Source organism: Delftia acidovorans SPH-1 (assembly GCF_000018665.1).
Taxonomy (GTDB): Bacteria; Pseudomonadota; Gammaproteobacteria; order Burkholderiales; family Burkholderiaceae_C; genus Comamonas; species Comamonas acidovorans.
Map to the genome: position 1 here is coordinate 763,685 of NC_010002.1, position 17,892 is coordinate 781,576.

The 17,892-nt window shown below is 66.5% G+C and carries 17 protein-coding genes; 11 read left to right on the forward strand and 6 right to left on the reverse strand.

The features are described 5' to 3' along the window. Position 1: 1 nt before the first annotated feature. Entirely contained in the window at positions 2 to 982 is a 981-nt protein-coding gene (locus tag DACI_RS03510) for a Bug family tripartite tricarboxylate transporter substrate binding protein (protein ID WP_012202620.1), read from the reverse strand. Positions 983 to 1,142: 160 nt separating this feature from the next. Here DACI_RS03510 and DACI_RS03515 point away from each other — a divergent pair, with 160 nt between their 5' ends. Further along, positions 1,143 to 1,967 (forward strand): IclR family transcriptional regulator, encoded by an 825-nt coding sequence (locus DACI_RS03515; RefSeq protein ID WP_012202621.1) that lies wholly within the window; start codon positions 1,143 to 1,145, stop codon positions 1,965 to 1,967. Between the two features lie 41 nt (positions 1,968 to 2,008). On the opposite strand, the gene DACI_RS03520 is transcribed toward DACI_RS03515, so the two are convergent. Beyond that, complete coding sequence (locus DACI_RS03520; RefSeq protein WP_043780506.1) at positions 2,009 to 2,833, reverse strand: BUD32 family EKC/KEOPS complex subunit; 825 nt, start codon at positions 2,831 to 2,833, stop codon at positions 2,009 to 2,011. A gap of 194 nt (positions 2,834 to 3,027) precedes the next feature. On the opposite strand from DACI_RS03520, the gene DACI_RS03525 reads away from it, so the two are divergent. Beyond that, positions 3,028 to 3,810: an IclR family transcriptional regulator gene (locus DACI_RS03525; RefSeq protein ID WP_012202623.1), complete on the forward strand. Its 783-nt coding sequence runs from the start codon at positions 3,028 to 3,030 to the stop codon at positions 3,808 to 3,810. A gap of 1 nt (position 3,811) precedes the next feature. On the opposite strand, the gene DACI_RS03530 is transcribed toward DACI_RS03525, so the two are convergent. The 4 genes from DACI_RS03530 to DACI_RS03545 are packed head-to-tail and all read right to left on the reverse strand — an operon-like array spanning position 3,812 to position 7,941. Further along, positions 3,812 to 4,936: a CaiB/BaiF CoA transferase family protein gene (locus DACI_RS03530; protein ID WP_012202624.1), complete on the reverse strand. Its 1,125-nt coding sequence runs from the start codon at positions 4,934 to 4,936 to the stop codon at positions 3,812 to 3,814. A 21-nt stretch (positions 4,937 to 4,957) separates the two neighbouring features. Continuing rightward, the gene (locus tag DACI_RS03535; protein WP_012202625.1) at positions 4,958 to 5,920 is read right to left on the reverse strand and encodes a Bug family tripartite tricarboxylate transporter substrate binding protein; all 963 of its coding nucleotides are present in this window, start codon (positions 5,918 to 5,920) and stop codon (positions 4,958 to 4,960) included. A 40-nt stretch (positions 5,921 to 5,960) separates the two neighbouring features. Beyond that, positions 5,961 to 6,740, reverse strand: coding sequence for an SDR family NAD(P)-dependent oxidoreductase (locus tag DACI_RS03540; protein ID WP_012202626.1), 780 nt, complete (start codon positions 6,738 to 6,740; stop codon positions 5,961 to 5,963). A gap of 22 nt (positions 6,741 to 6,762) precedes the next feature. Then, positions 6,763 to 7,941 (reverse strand): thiolase family protein, encoded by a 1,179-nt coding sequence (locus DACI_RS03545; RefSeq protein WP_012202627.1) that lies wholly within the window; start codon positions 7,939 to 7,941, stop codon positions 6,763 to 6,765. Positions 7,942 to 8,104: 163 nt separating this feature from the next. Here DACI_RS03545 and DACI_RS03550 point away from each other — a divergent pair, with 163 nt between their 5' ends. The 9 genes from DACI_RS03550 to DACI_RS32455 all read left to right on the forward strand — a co-directional run bounded on the left by DACI_RS03550 (position 8,105) and on the right by DACI_RS32455 (position 17,890). Beyond that, positions 8,105 to 9,670, forward strand: coding sequence for an AMP-binding protein (locus DACI_RS03550; RefSeq protein WP_012202628.1), 1,566 nt, complete (start codon positions 8,105 to 8,107; stop codon positions 9,668 to 9,670). A gap of 48 nt (positions 9,671 to 9,718) precedes the next feature. Beyond that, a complete protein-coding gene (locus DACI_RS03555) occupies positions 9,719 to 10,861 on the forward strand; it encodes an acyl-CoA dehydrogenase family protein (RefSeq protein ID WP_012202629.1) in 1,143 nt (380 codons plus the stop codon). Between the two features lie 269 nt (positions 10,862 to 11,130). Continuing rightward, positions 11,131 to 13,509, forward strand: a complete 2,379-nt coding sequence (locus tag DACI_RS03560) for a type VI secretion system Vgr family protein (RefSeq protein WP_012202630.1) — start codon at positions 11,131 to 11,133, stop codon at positions 13,507 to 13,509. Positions 13,510 to 13,554: 45 nt separating this feature from the next. Beyond that, a complete protein-coding gene (locus DACI_RS03565) occupies positions 13,555 to 13,866 on the forward strand; it encodes a PAAR domain-containing protein (protein WP_043780510.1) in 312 nt (103 codons plus the stop codon). Between the two features lie 54 nt (positions 13,867 to 13,920). Beyond that, positions 13,921 to 14,481 (forward strand): DUF4123 domain-containing protein, encoded by a 561-nt coding sequence (locus DACI_RS03570; RefSeq protein WP_225971029.1) that lies wholly within the window; start codon positions 13,921 to 13,923, stop codon positions 14,479 to 14,481. Next, a complete protein-coding gene (locus DACI_RS03575) occupies positions 14,460 to 14,882 on the forward strand; it encodes a hypothetical protein (RefSeq protein WP_225971030.1) in 423 nt (140 codons plus the stop codon). Before DACI_RS03570 ends, DACI_RS03575 begins: the two co-directional genes overlap by 22 nt. After that, on the forward strand, positions 14,879 to 15,634 hold the full coding sequence (locus tag DACI_RS03580; protein WP_012202634.1) for a hypothetical protein: 756 nt from the start codon (positions 14,879 to 14,881) through the stop codon (positions 15,632 to 15,634). The genes DACI_RS03575 and DACI_RS03580 overlap by 4 nt, the downstream gene beginning before the upstream one ends. 38 nt (positions 15,635 to 15,672) lie before the next feature. Further along, the gene (locus tag DACI_RS32450) at positions 15,673 to 16,761 is read left to right on the forward strand and encodes a type VI immunity family protein (RefSeq protein WP_225971031.1); all 1,089 of its coding nucleotides are present in this window, start codon (positions 15,673 to 15,675) and stop codon (positions 16,759 to 16,761) included. Between the two features lie 19 nt (positions 16,762 to 16,780). Next, positions 16,781 to 17,890 carry a type VI immunity family protein gene (locus DACI_RS32455; RefSeq protein WP_012202636.1) on the forward strand — a complete coding sequence of 370 codons (1,110 nt, stop codon included), beginning with the start codon at positions 16,781 to 16,783 and terminating at the stop codon, positions 17,888 to 17,890. Positions 17,891 to 17,892 lie beyond the last annotated feature (2 nt).

Sequence of the window (17,892 nt, forward strand, 5' to 3'; positions counted from 1 at the left end):
GTCAATCCAAAGTGATGTTCTGGTCGCGGATCAGCTGGTGCCAGCGCGTGCTTTCGCTGGCCAGCAGCGCGGCGAACTGCTCGGGCGTGTTGCCCACGGGCTCCACGCCGAAATCCACGAGCTTCTGGCGCACGGCGGGCTCGTTGATCGCGGCCACGACCTGCCTGTGCAGGGCCGCGATGACCGGGGCCGGGGTCCTGGCGGGCGCCACCAGCCCCACCAGGGCGGCGGCCTGCACCTTGGGCAGGCCCAGCTCGGCGAAGGTGGGCACGTCGGGCAACTGGGGCAGGCGCGTGGCGTTGGCCACGGCCAGCGGCCGGACCTTGCCGCCCTTGATGAAGCCTGCGCCCGCGGCCAGGTCCACCATCATCACGGGCACCTGGCCGCCAGCCACGTCGCCCAGGGCCGGTGCCGCGCCCTTGTAGGGGGCGTGCACCAGCTTCAGGCCGGCCTCCACCCTGAGCAGTTCCATGGCCAGGTGGTGCGGGCTGCCGGCACCGGCCGAGGCGTAGTTCACGCCGTCCTTGCTGGTGCGCGCCTGGGCCAGGAAGTCTTTGGCCGTGGCCGCTGCCATGCCGGGGCCGGCCACCAGGATCATCGGGAAGCGGCCCATCAGCGTGACCGGCGCAAGGTCCCTGGCGGGGTTGTAGCTGAGGCTCTTGTAGAGCACTGGATTGAAGACCAGGGTGCCGTTGTCGGCCGACAGCACGGTGTAGCCATCGGCGGCGGCGCGCGCGGTTTCCGAGGCACCTATGGCCGTGTTGCCGCCCGGGCGGTTGTCCACCACGATGGGCTGGTGCACCTGGCCGCCCCAGGCCTGGCCTATGGTGCGGGCCAGGAAGTCCGAGCCGCCGCCGGCCGCGTAGGGAACGATCCAGCGCACGTTCCTGCTGGGGAATCCGTCCTGGGCCAGCGCGCCGGGCAGGGCGGCGGCCGATAGCAGGCCAGCGGCCAGTGAGGTGAGGAAAAGGCGCTTGTGCATGGGGCTTGTCTCCGGTGAGGCTTGGGTGGAATCCATGGAATCTTGTTTTGCGTAATTTTTCTACGCATTGCGTAAAAACACCGCCCGGGATTACCCGCAAGCTGCGGCACAATGCCCCGCCAGCCCTTAAAACAGGCCTTTCCAGACCCGCCCTGCCGCCATGACTTCCACTGCTGCCTCCGAGATCGACGAGCCCGCGCCGCCGCGCGAAAGGCGCCAGCGCGTGCAGGCTGCCGAGACCTGCCTGGCCGTGCTCAAGGCCCTGGCCACGCTGGGCGGACGCGCCAGCCTCACGGCCATCGCGGGCGCGGTGGAGGAAAGCCCGGCCAAGGTCCACCGCTACCTGGCCAGCCTGATGGCCGAGGGGCTGGTGGAGCAGGACCGTGGCGGCACGCAGTACGCGCTGGCGGCCGAGGCCATGCGCGTGGGCCTGGCCGCCATGCGGCAGTCCGACCCCATCCGCCTGGCCGAGCCGGCCCTATTGCACCTGCGCGAGGCCTTGCAGGTCACCAGCTTCGTGGCCGTGATGGGCAACCTGGGGCCGACCATCGTGCGCTTCGAGGAGCCGGGCCTGCCGGTCACCGTCAATGTGCGCGTGGGCTCGGTGATGTCGCTGCTGTGGTCGGCCACGGGGCGCGCCTTCTTCGCCTTCATGGACGACGATGCCCGCGTGGATGCGCTGCTGGCCCGGGAGCTGGCCGAGGCGCCGGCCGCGCGGCGCGCGCTGCTCGATGGCGCGGACCCGCTGGGCACGCTGCGCCGCGAGATCCGCGCTGCGGGCTGCGCCTCGGTGCGCGACGTCAACCTGCCGGGCATCAGCGCCGTGGCGGCGCCGCTGCACGACTACACGGGCCATGTGGTGGGCGTGCTGTGCGCGCTGGGCGCCAGCGGTGGCTTCGACCCGGACCCGCAGGGCGCGGTGGCCCGGGCCCTGCGCGCCGAAGCGGCGCGCGTCAGCGCCTCGCTGGGCTATCTGCCCGGCTGAGGCCCGACTGAAGCCCGGCTGAGGCCTGCAGCCCGCTGCCGCTACGGCGTCACCAGCGTGTAGGCCATGCGCACGCGCTGCATGTCGCGGCCCAGGCGGCGGCTTTCGGGCAGGCGGCGCACCCAGGCCAGCTGTTTCACGGTGCGCGCCATCAGGGCGCGGGTTTCGGGCTCCATGGACTGCACGAAATCCCGCCAGGCCGTGCGCGCGGTCTGCATGGCGCCGGCCTGCTCCAGTATCCAGGCCGTGGAGTGGGCGTAGCACAGGGCATCGCGCACGCGGCACAGCGCCAGGGGCAGGTGGGCGGCAGGGTCGTCCTCGAAGTCGATGAAGCCGATCACGCCATCGGCACAGCAGACCATGTTGCGCGCAAAGGCCTGGCTCAGGCAGTCGCCGCTGCCATGCACCTGCTGCAGCGTCTGCAGGCCTTGCAGCCACAGCGCCAGCGTGCTGCCATCCCCCCGGGGCAGGGCGGCTTCCATGGCATTGCCCAGCGAGGGTGCCTCCACGCCGGGGCTGCCCAGGTGGCGCATGGCAAAGCCGTCCTCGCACTCGGCCAGCACGGCAGGCACGCGCAGGCCGCGCTGCGCGAGCTGGCGCAGGCGGCGTACCTCGGTGCGGATGGCTTCGTGGCCGCCGGGGTTGGGCACGGGCCGCAGCACGGGCAGGCGCAGGCACAAGGCGAGCAGGGCCAGCGCGCGATAGCGCCATGCCGGATTGCTGGCGCCCGCGCGCTTGACCCAGATGGTTTCGTCTTCCCGGTCATAGCGCTGGATGCTCAGGGGCTGGCTCAGCACATGGGCGCGCAAAAAGGCGTCGTAGTCTGGCGGCTCGGTAGGCGGGACGGCGAAGGACGGTTCGGACACGGCAGGCTCTGGAAAGTGAGTGGCTGGCGCGCAACGCCAGCCGGATGCGGCGATTGTGCCGTGCCAGGACTTGCCGCTTGCGCCGGCCGGCGGTGGCGCCAGGGTTTGCACTGCGGCAAGGCCGGTGGATTTGCCGCCCGGCAGCCGGAAAATTGAGACAATCGTTTCATCTTTAGCAGTGCCGAAAACCATTCATGAACACAGAAGACAGTGGCAAGCTGGTGGCCGCCCTGGTGCGCGGCATCTCCGTGCTCCAGTGCTTTTCCAACAAGCACCAGGAACTCAGCGCCCGTGAACTGATGGACATGACGGGCCTGCCCAAGCCCACGCTGTTCCGCCTGATCGACACCCTGTGCGAACTGAACCTGATGCGCTACTCCGAGCGCCTGTCCAAGTACGTGCCGGGCGTGGGGCTGCTGAACCTGTCCTCGCCCGTGCTGGCGCGCATGCACATGCGCCAGTTCGCGCGGCCGCACATGCAGGAGCTGGCCAATCACCTGGAGGGCCAGATCCAGCTGGCCGTGGGGCACGGCCGCCAGCTGTGCCTGGTGGAGCTGGCCAACGGCCTGACCAACAAGGTCTTCCTGCCCGAGATCGGCGTGCACATCTCGCTGTCGCGCACCGCCACGGGCCGCGCCTACCTGCTGAGCCTGCCCGAGGCCGAGCGCGAGGCCTTCATCGCGGAACTGCAGGCCGACGATCCCGCACGCGCCCAGCAACTGCGCGAGCGGCTCGACGATGCGCGGCGCGACCTGGCCGAGCACGGCTTTTGCCGCAGCCACGGCGACCTGCACCGCGAGATCCAGTCCATTGCCGTGCCCATGTCCACGGCCAAGGACGGCGAGTACTGGGTGTTCTCGGTCTCCCTGCCCATCTACAGCCCGCAGAGCCGCGCGCTGGAAAGCGATGCCGGGCCGCGCCTGATCACGCTGGTGCGCCTGGTCGAGGGCATGCTGGGCGCCTCCAGCCTCTCGTGAATCAGCGGGCGCTGCGCCAGACTTCCTGCGCGCGCCCTGCGCTCACCTTCTCCCGCACGCTGGCGGTGTCGGAGCCTGCGGCATTCGCAGGGCCCGGCGCATAGGCCTGGCCGTCAAAGCGCGGCGCGGGGCTGGCCTGCAGGGCGCCGCCTTCGGGCTGCAGGTAGACGCCGCGCGCCTGCAGGTGCGGGTGGCGGGCTGCTTCCACAGGGCTGAGCACGGCGCCGAAACAGGCATCGCTGCCCTCCAGCAATTGCTGCCAGTGCGCGCGGGGCCGGGAGGCGAACAGCGCCTGCAGCTGCGCGCGCCGCGCAGGCCAGGCTGCGCGGTCCCACTGCGGGCCCTGGAACGCTGCGGCATCGGCCAGGCCCAGCCTGTCCAGCAGCAGGGCGTGGAACTGCGGCTCGATGGCGCCCACGGTGATGAAGCCGCCATCGGCACAGGCATAGGTTTCGTAGAACGGCGCACTGTCATGGATGCTGTGGCCGCGCTCGTCGGCCACCAGCCCGCGCTGGCGCGCATGCAGCATGAGGTTGAGCATGTGCGCCGCACCATCGACGATGGCCGCGTCCACCACGGTGCCGCGCCCCGTGGCGCGCGCCTGCACGATGCCGGCCAGCAACCCCGTCATCAGGTACATGGCGCCGCCGCCGATGTCGCCCAGGGTGGCAAAGGGCGAGACCGGTCGCGCGCCGGCCGGCGCGCACCCCCACAGCGCGCCCGAGACGGCCGCATAGTTGTTGTCGTGGCCAGCTGCCTGGGCCAGCGGGCCGTCCTGGCCCCAGCCCGTCATGCGGCCATAGACCAGGTGCGGGTTGAGGGCCTGGCAGGCCTCGGGCCCCAGGCCCAGGCGCTCCATGGCGCCGGGCCGCATGCCTTCGATCAGCGCATCGGCATCGCGCACCAGGGCCAGCACCAGGTCACGTCCTTCGGGCGACTTGAGATCGGCGAACACCGAGCGCTTGCCGCGCGACAGCGCGGAGGCGGCTGAGGCGGCGGCGGGTTCCGCCTCGGGCCGCACGATGGAGATCACATCGGCCCCCAGGTCCGCCAGATGCATGGCGCAAAACGGCCCCGGGCCAATGCCGCCAATCTCCAGCACGCGCACGCTGTCCAGCACCTTCATGGCGTCTCCGTCGAAATCGGTTCAGTCGAGTTGCAGCTGGCGGCTGGTGATCAGCGCGCCCCAGCTCTTGCGGTCGTTGTCCACCAGCTGGGTGAACTGCGCCTGAGGCATGCCGCCGGGGCGGCCGCCGAGCTCGCGGTAGCGGCGCGCCACCTCGGGGTCCCGGAGCACGGCGACAAGGCCGTCGGTGAGCTTGCGCACCACGGCGGGCGGCGTCTGCGCGGGCAGGAAAAAGCCCATCCAGCCGACCTTGTCGAAGTCCTGCAGGCCCAGCTCGGTGGTGGTGGGCACGTTGGGCAGCTCGGGCTCGCGCTGCGCGCCCGTCACGGCGATGGGATGCAGCTTGCCCGCCTTGATATGCACCAGCGAGGCCGTGAGGTTGTCGAACATGAACTGCGTCTCTCCCGAGACGATGGCGGCCGTGGCCGGTGCCGAGCCGCGGTAGGGCACATGCACCACGTCCACGCCCGTGCGCTCGCGCAGCAGCTCGCCCATGAGGTGCGTGGTCTGGCCCACGCCGGCCGAGGAGAACGACAGCTTGCCCGGCGCCTGCCGCGCGGCCTTGAGCAGATCGTCCAGCGAGCGCACCGGCGATGCCTGGGGCACGACCAGCACGTTGGAGAACGAGATCATGTCCGTCAGCGCCACGAAGTCCTCGGGCCTGTAGGGCAGCTTCTTGTAGGCCGTGTAGTTGATGGCGTTGGAGCCCGTGTTGCCCACCAGCACCGTATAGCCGTCCGGCTGCGCGCGTGCCACCTGGCTGGCACCGATGGAGCCGCCCGCGCCCGGCCTGTTGTCCACGATGACGGGCTGGCCCAGCCGCTCGCCCAGCTTGAGCGCCAGCAGCCGCGCGGGAATGTCGGTGGAGCCCCCGGCCGCGCCCGGCACGACCAGGGTGATGGGCCGCGTGGGCCAGGCGTCGGCTGCAATGGCTGCCGTGGCGCACAGCCAGGCGGCAGCGGCCAGCGTGAGGCGTTTGAACATGGTGTTTCTTCTCCGCGCGTGTGCTGGGCCAGGGCGCTTGTCAGCGAGGACTCATCCGAATGGCACCGTCCAGGCGAATCGTCTCGCCATTGAGCATGGGGTTCTCCAGGATGTGCAGCGCGGTCAGCGCGTACTCGGACGGGTGGCCCAGGCGTGCGGGGTTGGGCACGGAGGCGGCCAGCGACTGGCGGATGTTGTCGGGCAGCTTGGCCAGGATGGGCGTGTCGAACAGGCCCGGCGCAATGGTGCACACGCGGATCATGCGCGTGGCCAGGTCGCGCGCGGCGACGATGGTCATGCCGATGATGCCGGCCTTGGCCGACGCATAGGGAATCTGGCCGATCTGCCCCTCGTAGCCCGCCACCGAGGCCGTGAGCACGCAGGCGCCGCGCTCGCCTTGCAAGGGCTCGTTGCGCGCCATGCTGGCGGCGGCCAGGCGCAGCGTGTTGAAAGTGCCGATCAGGTTCACGCGCACGATGCCCGTGTACTTGTCCAGCGAGCCGGGGCTGCCGTCCTTTTCCACCAGCCGCAGCGGCCCGCCCACGCCCGCGCAGTGCACCAGGGCGCGGAACTCGCCGAAGTCCTCGGCGGCGGCAATGGCGGCGGCCATCTGGTCGGCGTCGGCCACGTCGGCCTTCACGAAGCGAAGGCGGCTGCCGTGGCGCTGGCGGGCGGCGTCCACCATGGCCGCGCCGCGGTCCTCGTTCAGGTCCACCACCACCACGTTCAGGCCGCGTTCCAGCAGCGCCTGGGCCGATGCCTCGCCCAGGCCCGATACGCCGCCCGTCACCAGGGCCGTCATGTTCTTTTGCAGTTGCATGGATGTGTCTCCGGTGCCTGGCTTACAGGCGTTCGATGATGGTGGCGTTGGCCATGCCGCCGGCCTCGCACATGGATTGCAGGCCATAGCGCGCGCCGCTGTCCTCCAGCGCGTGCAGCATGGTGGTCATCAGGCGGATGCCCGAGGCGCCCAGCGGATGGCCCAGGGCGATGGCGCCGCCGCGCGGGTTCAGCCGCTCGGGGTCGGCGCCCAGTTCCTTTTGCCAAGCCAGCGGCACGGAGGCAAAGGCCTCGTTGATCTCGCAGTGGTCCATCTGCTCCAGCCGCATGCCGGCCTTGGCCAGCACGCGCCGCGTGGCGGGAATGGGGGCCGTGAGCATGTACAGCGGATCGTCGCCCACCACGTCCAGCGCCACGAAGCGCGCACGCGGGCGCAGGCCCAGTTGCTGGGCGCGCTTTTCGCTCATCAGCAGCATGGCGCTGGCGCCGTCGGTCATCTGCGAGGCATTGCCCGCCGTGGTGTGCCAGCGGATCTGCGGAAAGCGCGCCGACAGCTCGTCGTTCTGGAACACGGCCTTGAGCGCGCCCAGCTTCTGCACCGTGGTGCCCGGGCGGATGGTCTCGTCGGCCGTGACGAGGCCGGCAGGCGTGGTGATGCCCACGATCTCGCGCTCGAAGTGCCCGGCCGACTGGGCCGCATGGGCGCGCTGGTGCGATCGCGCGGCATAGGCATCCAGTTCCTCGCGGCCCAGGCCCCAGCGCGCGGCCACGAGGTCGGCCGACACGCCCTGGCCCACCAGCCCCGGCGCAAAGCGCGCATCGAAGCGCGCGCCCGTGGTGTTCTGCCCCATGCGCGAGCTGCCCATGGGCACGCGGCTCATGGACTCCACGCCGCAGGCGATCACCATGTCCTGCGTGCCCGACATGATGGCCTGCACGGCAAAGTGCACGGCCTGCTGGCTGGAGCCGCACTTGCGGTCGATGGTGGTGGACGGCACATGGGCAGGCAGGCCTGCGGCCAACCAGGCCAGACGGCCCGGCGTGCCGGCCTGCTCTCCGGCCTGGCTCACGCAGCCGGTGATCACATCGTCCACCGCGCCGGGGTCGATGCGGTTGCGCTGCACGAGCTGCTCCAGCACCTGGCTGAGCAGATCGACGGGGTGGAGCTGGGCCAGGGCGCCATCGGGCTTGGCCCGGGCCATGGGACTGCGGATGGCATCGACGATGACGGGTGTGTTCATGCGGATTTAATGAGACTGGAGGTTCATGAAATGAATGATAAGTCTCGAAATTTGCATTGAACAAAGCGTTTTCCCGGATGAAAAACCGCGCGTAAACAAAAATACTTGCTGAAAAACCGATGAATTCGAGACGGCGGATTCAAAAAAAGCGAAGGAGACAGGCGTGCATGACTTTCACAGCTGGGCCGATGCCCGGCCCGACCGCGTTGCGCTGACCATGGGCGACAGCGGCCAGCAGCACACGGCGGGCGCGCTGGCGCAGCGCTCGCGCGAGGTGGCGCAGTGGATGGCCGGGCAGGGCCTGGCGGCCGGCGACACGGTGGCCGTGCTGATGGAAAACCGCGTGGAGATCCTGGAGCTGGTGCTGGCCGCGCGCCTGGCGGGCCTGTACGCGGTGGTCATCAGCACCCACCTGACGGCGCCCGAGGTGGCCTACATCCTGGGCGACAGCGGGGCGCGCCATGTCTTTGCCTCGGCCGCCACGGCGGCGCAGCTGCCGGCCGCGCTGGCGGCCACCGTGCATTCGGTGGACGGAGACTGCGCATCCACGGGCCTGCCGTCGCTGGCCGATGCCCTGGCCGCCTGGCGTGCGCAGGCGCCCGCGCCCATCGATCTGTCAGGCCGCCCGCTGGGGCGCGACCTGCTGTATTCCTCGGGCACCACGGGCCGGCCCAAGGGCATCAAGAAGGCGCTGCCGGCGGCGCTCTACCGCACGCAGGCCGATCCCGAATTCCTGGCCTGGCAGCGCAACATGGGCTTTGACGCCGACGCGGTCTACCTCTCGCCCGCGCCGCTCTACCACGCAGCGCCGCTGCGCTACTGCCTGCGCACGTTGGACGGCGGCGGCGCGGTGGTGATCACGGCGCGCTTCGACGCACAGCAGGCGCTGGCCATGATCGAGCGCTACCGCATCACCCACAGCCAGTGGGTGCCGACCATGCTGGGCCGCCTGCTGCAGCTGCCCGAGGAGGTGCGGCACGGCTATGACCTGTCCAGCCACCGCTGCGCCATCCATGCGGCCGCGCCCTGCCCGGTGGCCGTCAAGCAGGCGCTGCTGGACTGGTGGGGCGACATCCTGCTGGAGTACTACGCAGGCTCCGAAGGCTGCGGCATCACCCTGATCAACTCCGCCGAATGGCGCCGGCGCCCAGGCTCGGTGGGCCGCGCCAGCTACGGGCGGCTGCGCATCGTGGGCGACGACGGGCAGGAGCTGCCTGCGGGCCAGATCGGCCGCGTGTTCTTCTCGGACGTGGCACCCTTCGCCTACCTCAACGATCCCGCCAAGACCCGCGAGGCCATCGACGAGCGTGGCTGGGCCACCTACGGCGACCTGGGCCATGTGGACGAGGAGGGCTACCTCTTTCTCAGCGACCGGCGGGCGGACCTCATCCTGTCGGGCGGCGTCAACCTCTATCCGCAGGAGATAGAGAACGCGCTGGCCACGCACCCGGCCGTGCAGGAGGTGGCCGTGGTGGGCGTGCCCGAGCCCGACTTCGGCGAGCAGCCCATGGCCGTGGTCGTGCTGCGCCAGGGCCATGCGGCCAGCGCCGAGATGGCGCGCGCCATCGTCGCCGAGGCCGGCGCCACGCTGTCGCGCATCAAGCGCCCGCAGCGCCTGCAGTTCGTGGACGAGCTGCCGCGCCTGCCCACGGGCAAGCTGCTGCGCCGCGTGCTCAAGGACAGGCTGCGCGAGCAGCCACACGCGGGCTTCAACCTGCGCAGCGCCTGAACGGCCCTTCACCGTCTTTCCTCACCGACAACCACCGGATACCGACCCATGCAAGACCTGACCGAGCGCTCCGTCTACCGCGAAGACCATGAACAGTTCCGCGAGCAGGCCCGCCGCTTCTTCGAGCGCGAGATCGTGCCCCACCATGCCGAATGGGAGCGCCAGGGCATCGTGCCCAAGGAGGTCTGGCGCAAGGCCGGGCGCGAGGGCCTGCTCAACCCCATGCTGCCCGAGCCCTACGGCGGCGGCGGCGACTTCGGCCATGCGGCCGTGCTGCTGGAGGAAATCGCGCGCACGGGCGCCAGCGGGCTGGGCTTTCCGCTGCATTCGGACATCGTCGCGCCCTACATCCATGCCTATGGCAGCAAGGCGCAGAAGGACCGCTGGCTGCCGCGCATGGCCGCAGGCGAGCTGATCGGCGCCATCGCCATGACCGAGCCCGGCGCGGGCAGCGACCTCAAGTCCGTGCGCACCACGGCGCGGCGCGAGGGCGACCACTACGTGCTCAACGGCCAGAAGACCTTCATCACCAACGGCATCAATTCGGAGCTGGTCATCGTCGTCGCCAAGACCGCGCCCGAGATGGGTGCCAAGGGCGTGTCCCTGATCGTGGTCGAGGACGGCATGCCCGGCTTCTCCAAGGGCCGCAAGCTCGAGAAGATCGGCCTCATGGCACAGGACACCTCGGAGCTGTTCTTCGACAACGTGCGCGTGCCGGCCGACCACCTGCTGGGCGAGGAGAACGCGGGCTTCAGGTATCTGATGCACGAACTGGCCCAGGAGCGCCTGGTGGTGGCCGTGCGCGCGGCCGCCTCCATCGAGGCCTTTTTGCACAAGACCATTGCCTACACGCGCGAGCGCAAGGCCTTCGGCCAGCCGGTGTTCGACTTCCAGAACACGCGCTTCAAGCTGGCCGAGGCCAAGGCCCAGGCCACCATGCTGCGCGTCTTCGTGGACGACTGCATCGCCCTGCACCTGCGCCGCGCGCTCGCCCCCGACCGCGCCGCCATGGTCAAGCTCAATGCCACGGCGCTGCAAAACCGCCTGCTCGACGAATTCCTGCAACTGCACGGCGGCTACGGCTACATGACCGAATACCAGATCGGCCGCGCCTGGACCGATGCGCGCATCGGGCGGATCTACGGGGGCAGCGACGAGATCATGAAGGAGATCATCGCCAGGACACTGTGAATCCATGAGCGGCTGCGCGGGCGTGCGGCGCCCTGATCCCGGGGGCGGCCAGCCGGGGCGATGTGTGGCGGCAGCACATCATGAAGGCCCTTGCTCCGGCCGCTTGTCCTAGGCTTTTCCCAAGCCCGTTCCGGGTGGGAGAGTCGGCAACTTCCCTTTGGCAATCCTATTTTTCGGCAGAAACTGGAATTTCCATGGGGCGGCTCATTCTTCCATGATCTTTCCGTATCGAAAGACCGGGAGGGCGCCCCGACAGGGCGCGAGCACCAATGACACGCCGAGTCACCATACACACGCCATTGGGCGAGCAGCTGCATTTCCGTGAATTGCGCGGCCAGGAAAACATCAGCCAGCTCTTCAGCCTCGATGTGGAAATGCTCAGCGAAAGCGAAAGCATCGATCCCAAGGCCCTATTGGGCAAAAACGCCACCATAGAAATAGAAACCCAGGGCGGCGGCAGGCGCTTCATCGACGGCATCGTCACCCGCTTTGGCATGCAGGGCCAGGACCACCGCCACTACGCCTACAAGGCGCGCCTGAGCCCCTGGCTGTGGCTGGCCACGCGCAAGAGCGACTTTCGCATCTTCCAGAACCAGACCGTGCCCGACATCATCGAGCAGGTATTGGGCGTCTATGGCCATCCATTGCAAAGGAAACTCACGCGCGCCTATCGCAGCTGGGACTACTGCGTTCAATACAACGAAAGCGATTGCGACTTTGTCTCGCGATTGATGGAGCACGAAGGCATCTACTACCACTTCGCGCATGCCATGGGAGAACACACCCTGGTGCTGTGCGACGACATCATTGCCTCGCACGGCGTATTGCCCGGGGGCGCCTCCATTCCCTTTTATCCCCCGGAAAAAGCGGCCGCAGGCGATCAGGAAAACATCCACGCCTGGCAGCTGGAGCAGGAAATCAAGCCGGGCCGCCATTACATCGACGACTACGACTTCAAAAAGCCCCGGGCCGAACTGTCCCACATGCGCCGCGATCCACCGGGCCATGCGCACGACGGCCATGAAACCTACGAATGGCCGGGCGGCTACACGGAGTACGGCGATGGAGAGGCCTACATCCGCGTGCGCCTGAAGGAAAGCCTCACGGGCCAAAGCCGGGTGCGGGGCCAGTCCTGCCACCGGGCGCTGGCCACGGGCTACACCTTCAGCCTCTACAACTACCCGCGCGGTGACCAGAACCAGCAGTACCTGATCACCGGCCTGAGCTACCACCTGAAAGAAAACCCTCGCGTCAGCGCGATCACCAGCGTACGTGGCGTCCCATCCGCACCGAGTGCCCGGGACGGCGCCAAGGAAGAAGGCTCCTTCCAGCGCTACGAGTTGCAGGCCCAGCCCACGAGTCTTGCCTACACCCCTGCACGCACCACGCCCAAGCCGCGTACCACCGGCCCGCAGACCGCCGTCGTCGTGGGTCCTGCTGGGCAGGAGATATGGACCGACGAATACGGCCGCATCAAGGTGCAGTTCCACTGGGACCGCCTGGGCAAGAAGGACCAGAACTCCGGCTGCTGGATACGTGTTGCCACCCAATGGGCGGGCACAGGCTTTGGCGTTGTCTCCATCCCGCGCATCGGCATGGAAGTCATCGTGGACTTCCTCAATGGCGACCCCGACTACCCCATCGTCACGGGCTGCGTCTACAACGCGGCCAACATGCCGCCCTGGGCGCTGCCGGCCAATGCCACGCAATCGGGCATCAAGACGCGGTCGAGCAAGGGCGGCGCACCGGGTGCCGGCATGAAGAACGGCCAGGGCGACGCCAACGCCATCCGCTTCGAGGACAAGGCCGGGCAGGAGCAGCTGTGGCTGCACGCGCAAAAGGACCAGCTCACCGAAGTCGAGAACGACGAAGACAAATGGGTGGGCAACGACCGGCGCAAGACGGTGGACCGGGACGAGACCAGCGTGATCCACCGCGACCGCACGGAGACCGTGGACCGCAACGAGAAGATCGACGTGCACGGCTGGCGCACGGAGGTGGTGGACCTGGACGAGACCCTCACCGTCCACCAGAACCGCACGCGCACGGTGGACCTGGATGAAAGCATCCGCATCTGCAAGAACCGCACGAAAACCGTGGATGCCAATGGGCGCGACAGCATCGGCCGCAACTGGACCCTGGCCACGGGGCGCATGAAATCCGAAACCGTGGGCATCGGCTACACGCAGGGCACGGGCCTGTTCAAGATGGTTACCGTGGGGTGTGCCTACAACCTCAACGTAGGCGCGGTGCTGATGAGCAATGTGGGTGTCCTGCGAAGCGACAGCGTGGGGATGGACTGGAGCCGGACCGTGGGGCGCAACCGCAGCGCGCAGATTGGCAACGATGAAGGCCTCGTCGTGGGCCACAACCGCAGCAGCACCATCCAGAACAACGACAGCACCGAGGTTGGGCAGGACCAGGCAGTCAACGTCGGCAACGACCACGCGCTGCGGGTGGGCGCCAACAGCCTGCTCGATGCGGGCGGACAGCTGGCCCTGGCGGCGGGCACCACGCTGACGGTCGATGGGCAACAGGTCATCGTCACCGGCACCCAAAGCATCCGGCTGCAATCAGGAGCGAGCTCCATCGAGATCTCTGCGGCCATGGTCGAGATCAAGTCGCCGCTGGTGAAGATCAACTGCTGAACCCGGGGCACTCGCATGGGACAACCTGCAGCAAGAGTGGGCGACATGCATGCCTGCCCCGCCCACGGGGGCGGAGCCATTCTCTCCGGCCAGGCCAATGTGCTCATCGGCGGCATGCCGGCGGCCAGGGTCACGGACAAGGCGCTGTGCCCCCGTTCACCGCCCGATGCCCTGGCCGAAGGCGAAGCCACGGTACTGATCGGTGGCAGGCCCGCGGCCCGCATGGGGGACAGGACCGTGCACGTCGGCGTGGTCGTCTCGGGCTGCACCACCGTCTGGATCGGTGCGAATGCGGGCCGGTGCCTGGCCGAAGCCGCGCAATCGGGGGCCGCCTTCGTGTCGGCCATGGAGGACTGAATCGCCATGCCGAAGCTCAACCCGCCCGCCCTCTGCCTTCCCGGAGCTCTCCAAATGGCCCGCCGGGCCGTGCTGCAAAAGACTGCGGCGACTTATGACGGCCTGCTCTACGCCGTCGTGGACGCGGCGGCGGATGAGCACCTGCATGACGCCCTCCTGGCCGAGCCGCCGCAGTCCGGCATCACCTGCCTGTATGACGGAATGCCCGCCGCCCGCTATGCGCGCTACGCGCCCTATCTGCTGCGGGTGCATGCAGGCAGCCCCCTGTTCCAGCGCTGGCCGCTGGAGGGCTGGCAGGCGCACTGGGGCATTTTCCTGATCAGCCGGCTGCCGGCCCCTGCGCTCAAGCGCCATCTCAAGCGGTTTCTGCAGGCCAGGGGAGACGGCGGCCAGCGGCTTTGGCTGCGCTTTTACGACCCGCGCGTGCTGCCTCGCCTGCTGGCGCAGTTCGACCCGGCGCATCTGGGGGACTGGTTCCGCGGCCACAGCATCCTCGCCTGCCTGGCACCGCATCCCGAGGGGATCTGGGTCGGCATGGCGCAGCGCAAGTTTCTGGACCATGTCACAGGCCTGGCGCGCCTGGACAACAGGCAATGGGAGGTGCCTTCGCAATGATGGAAATTTCAACCCTGGAAATGCAGCGCACGCGGCGCCGCAACCTGGTGCCCAGCGAGGGAGGGATTGCCGCCATCGTGCGGCAGACCTGCCATCTCAGTGAGCAGGATTGGCCGCATGACAGGCTGCTGGCCCATACCCGGCGAGGCCTTGACCGCGCGGTGGGCTGGGGCCTGTCGACGCCGGACGATGTCATCGGCTTCCTGGCCTTGCGCCACCAGTTTGGCGAGCGCTTCGACGAATTTCCCGCCGTGCGCAAGTTTCTCGCGCGCACCGACCTGCCGCCTGACGGCCGCATTCAATTGATGATGCTTGAGCTGCCGATGGGGATCTGGGACGTGGTGCGGCGGCGCACACCTGCTGGCGAATCCTCCTCGCCCCTCGGCGGGCCTGGCGCATGAGCTGCGAACAACTGGTCCCCGCCTTCATCGCCCTCAACCGCCTGAAGCGGTCCAGGCAGCTGTGCAAGGCCGTCGTGCTCATGGGCTTTGACAAGGTATGCGGCACCCGGGACTTCGACAACGAACTGGACCGCAGGGCGCTGTGCGAGCTGTTTTGCTGCTGCATGACCGGCGGCCTGGGCCAGCGCTGCGTGGCCGGCGTGGTCATGCAGGCCGACGGGTTTGAAGGCTACCGGGGCTACTACAAGCAGGAAGTGCCGTACCTGAACAAGGCCCCCGTCATGTCGCGCAGGGAGCCCGTACGACCCACGCGCAGCCGGCCTGCGGGCTCGCGCATCCCGGATGTGGTCGTGGTGAAGAACCCGCGCCTTCCGCCTGTGCTGGACAACGTGCAGCGGGTCTATGAGATGAAGTTTCCGGGGGATAAATTTTCTTCAGACCTTGGGCCAGACGGCAGAAGTCAGCTTCAGGCCTACACATATATTTTTGAAGACAAGTTTCAAAAGGATGCCTTGGACGCTGGAAGCTGTGCTTGCGACAGTGATGGCGAAAACGCAAATGAAAGTGTGTTGAACCAGGCAGCGCAATGGCAGGCCAACAGGGAAAAGGTCATCTCTTTGTCCGAACGGGTGAATAAGGATACGGCGGCGGCTGTCGGGGCTGCCGCCGGTGCGTCTGCGCTGGGTCGGGTACTCAGAGGTGTCGGTACGGTAGGGAGTGCACTCGCAAGAGTCCTTGGATTGTCCTTTTGAAGCGATGGTTTAGGTACAGCGAAATATGGGGGATGGATATGGCAAAAGACTTCAACAAACCTTTGAGTACCAGGGAGCTACAGAAGGCCACTGTGGCGACTATGGATATTCTCAAGGCGCTGGTATTGAAGAACCAATTTGGGCGTATTTGTGCGCGAGCAGGCTGGACCATTGAAATGGTGTTTCATGATGGGGATTCATTGGCTGTGCGCGAGCGAGCTTGGAAGGTGATAGATCTATTCATTGAAGTCGTTGGTTCTGAAAAGCTTGCAATATGGTGGGGGCTGGCTCCTGTTGCTATGGCCAGCGAGAAAGGGCGGGAGAGGATGGAAAAACACAAACCGAGTACGCTCAATAATCCGAAGGGCTTTGCAATGATGTTTGATCTGGCCTCGGGTAAACCAAAACCTCCAGATGATTGGGTGGAAAATGCACAAGACTTTCGCCTTTGCTGTCGTGTGGAGAATGATGAAGGTATTTGGTATCGTGAAAGATATAGAACCCCGGGGAGAGGCCCTGCCATGTCTTTCATTCGCATGGCATTTCCCGCATGGTGGATTCTAGACCAGCCACCTGAGCACAATGTGGGCCGGCTCACCACCCAGATGGTGGAGTTGATGCAGCCCTATTGGGCCATTGCAGGCTGGGGCGTTATACCCGCAGTGGAAGAACGCAATATTGGACCCGACGGGAAAGGGCAGCAAATACTGTATCCCTACTTGCAGCGTTTTCCAGGCTTGAATGCCCTGGGCAGCCTTGCGTTGATGAGCCATGACTTCAACAACGCCATGTACAGCATCAACTGGCTCAGTTTTGTCAGTGATGTATTGCTGGAAAAACTGGGCGGGCGGGAAGCGGTGCGCAAGCAGGTGGAGGGCAGCCAGTATCTATCTGCTGGGGATGTGGGCAACTGCCTGGGAATCCGTGCAGGAGATTTCCCAGGACTGGGGGATATGGACCAGGGGCTGACGCTGCCCGCCTTTGGCGAGGCGGCGCGCCTGCTCAAGCCTTTGCGCGCCAGATCGCGGCTCAACAACTTCATCGGCCCGCCGCCTTCTGGCTCGAATGATGAACATGCGTGGCAACTGGCATGCGATGCCTATATGAGTCGGTTTGATTTGTTCTGATTTCTGGTGTTTTGAAGGAATGGGGAAGATCACAATGGCTGCGGAACATGATTTCAACTGGCCTTTCGGCAATGAGGAAGCGGATGCTGCCACCGTGGCGACGATGGATATTCTCAAGGCGCTGGTATTGCAGAACCAATTTGGGCGTATTTGTGCAAGAGCAGGCTGGACGATCGAGATGGTGTTCCATGACGGGGATTCATTGGCCGTGCGTGAGCGTTCATGGAAAGTGGTCGATCTTTTTTGTGAGGCTGTAGGGAAAGAGAAACTGGTTTATTGGTACGACGGAATGCCCGCCATGCTGACCAGCGCGATAGCACAAAGAAAGTTGGCTGCAAAGAAGCAGAAAAGCTTTGATAACCCAAAAGGTTATGCACTGATCTTTCATATGGCTTCGGGTAAGCCAAATCCTCCAGAGGTGTGGGAGAATAATGCGCAAGACTTTCGCCTTTATTGCCGTATTGAGAATGATGAAGGTATTTGGTATCGTGAGAGATATGGGTCGATAAAAAAAGGCCCGGCCATGTCTTTCATTCGCATGGCATTTCCCGCATGGTGGATTATGGATCAACCGCCAGAGCGCAATGTGGGCCGCCTCACCACCCAGATTGTGGAGTTGATGCAGCCCTATTGGGCCATTGCAGGTTGGGGCGTCATGCCCGCAGTGGAAGAACGCAATATCGGACCCGACGGCAAAGGGCAGCAAATACTGTATCCCTACCTGCAGCGGTTCCCGGGTTTGAATGCCCTAGGCAGTCTTGCGCTGATGAGCCATGACTTCAACAACGCCATGTACAGCATCAATTGGCTCAGTTTTGTCAGCGATGCCTTGCTGGAGAAACTGGGCGGGCGGGAAGCGGTGCGTAAGCAGGTTGAGGCCAGCCAATACCTTTCTGCCGGAGATGTGGGCAACTGCCTGGGGATTCGTGCAGGAGATTTTCCGGGGTTGGGGGACATGGGTAAGGGACTGACACTGCCAGCCTTTGGCGAGGCGGCGCGCCTGCTCAAGCCGATTCGTGCCAAATCCCGGCTCAACAACTTCATCGGACCGCCGCCTTCCGGATCCGACGACGAAGACGCGTGGCAATTGGCATGCGACGCCTATATGCGTCGCTTTGATGAATTCTGAAT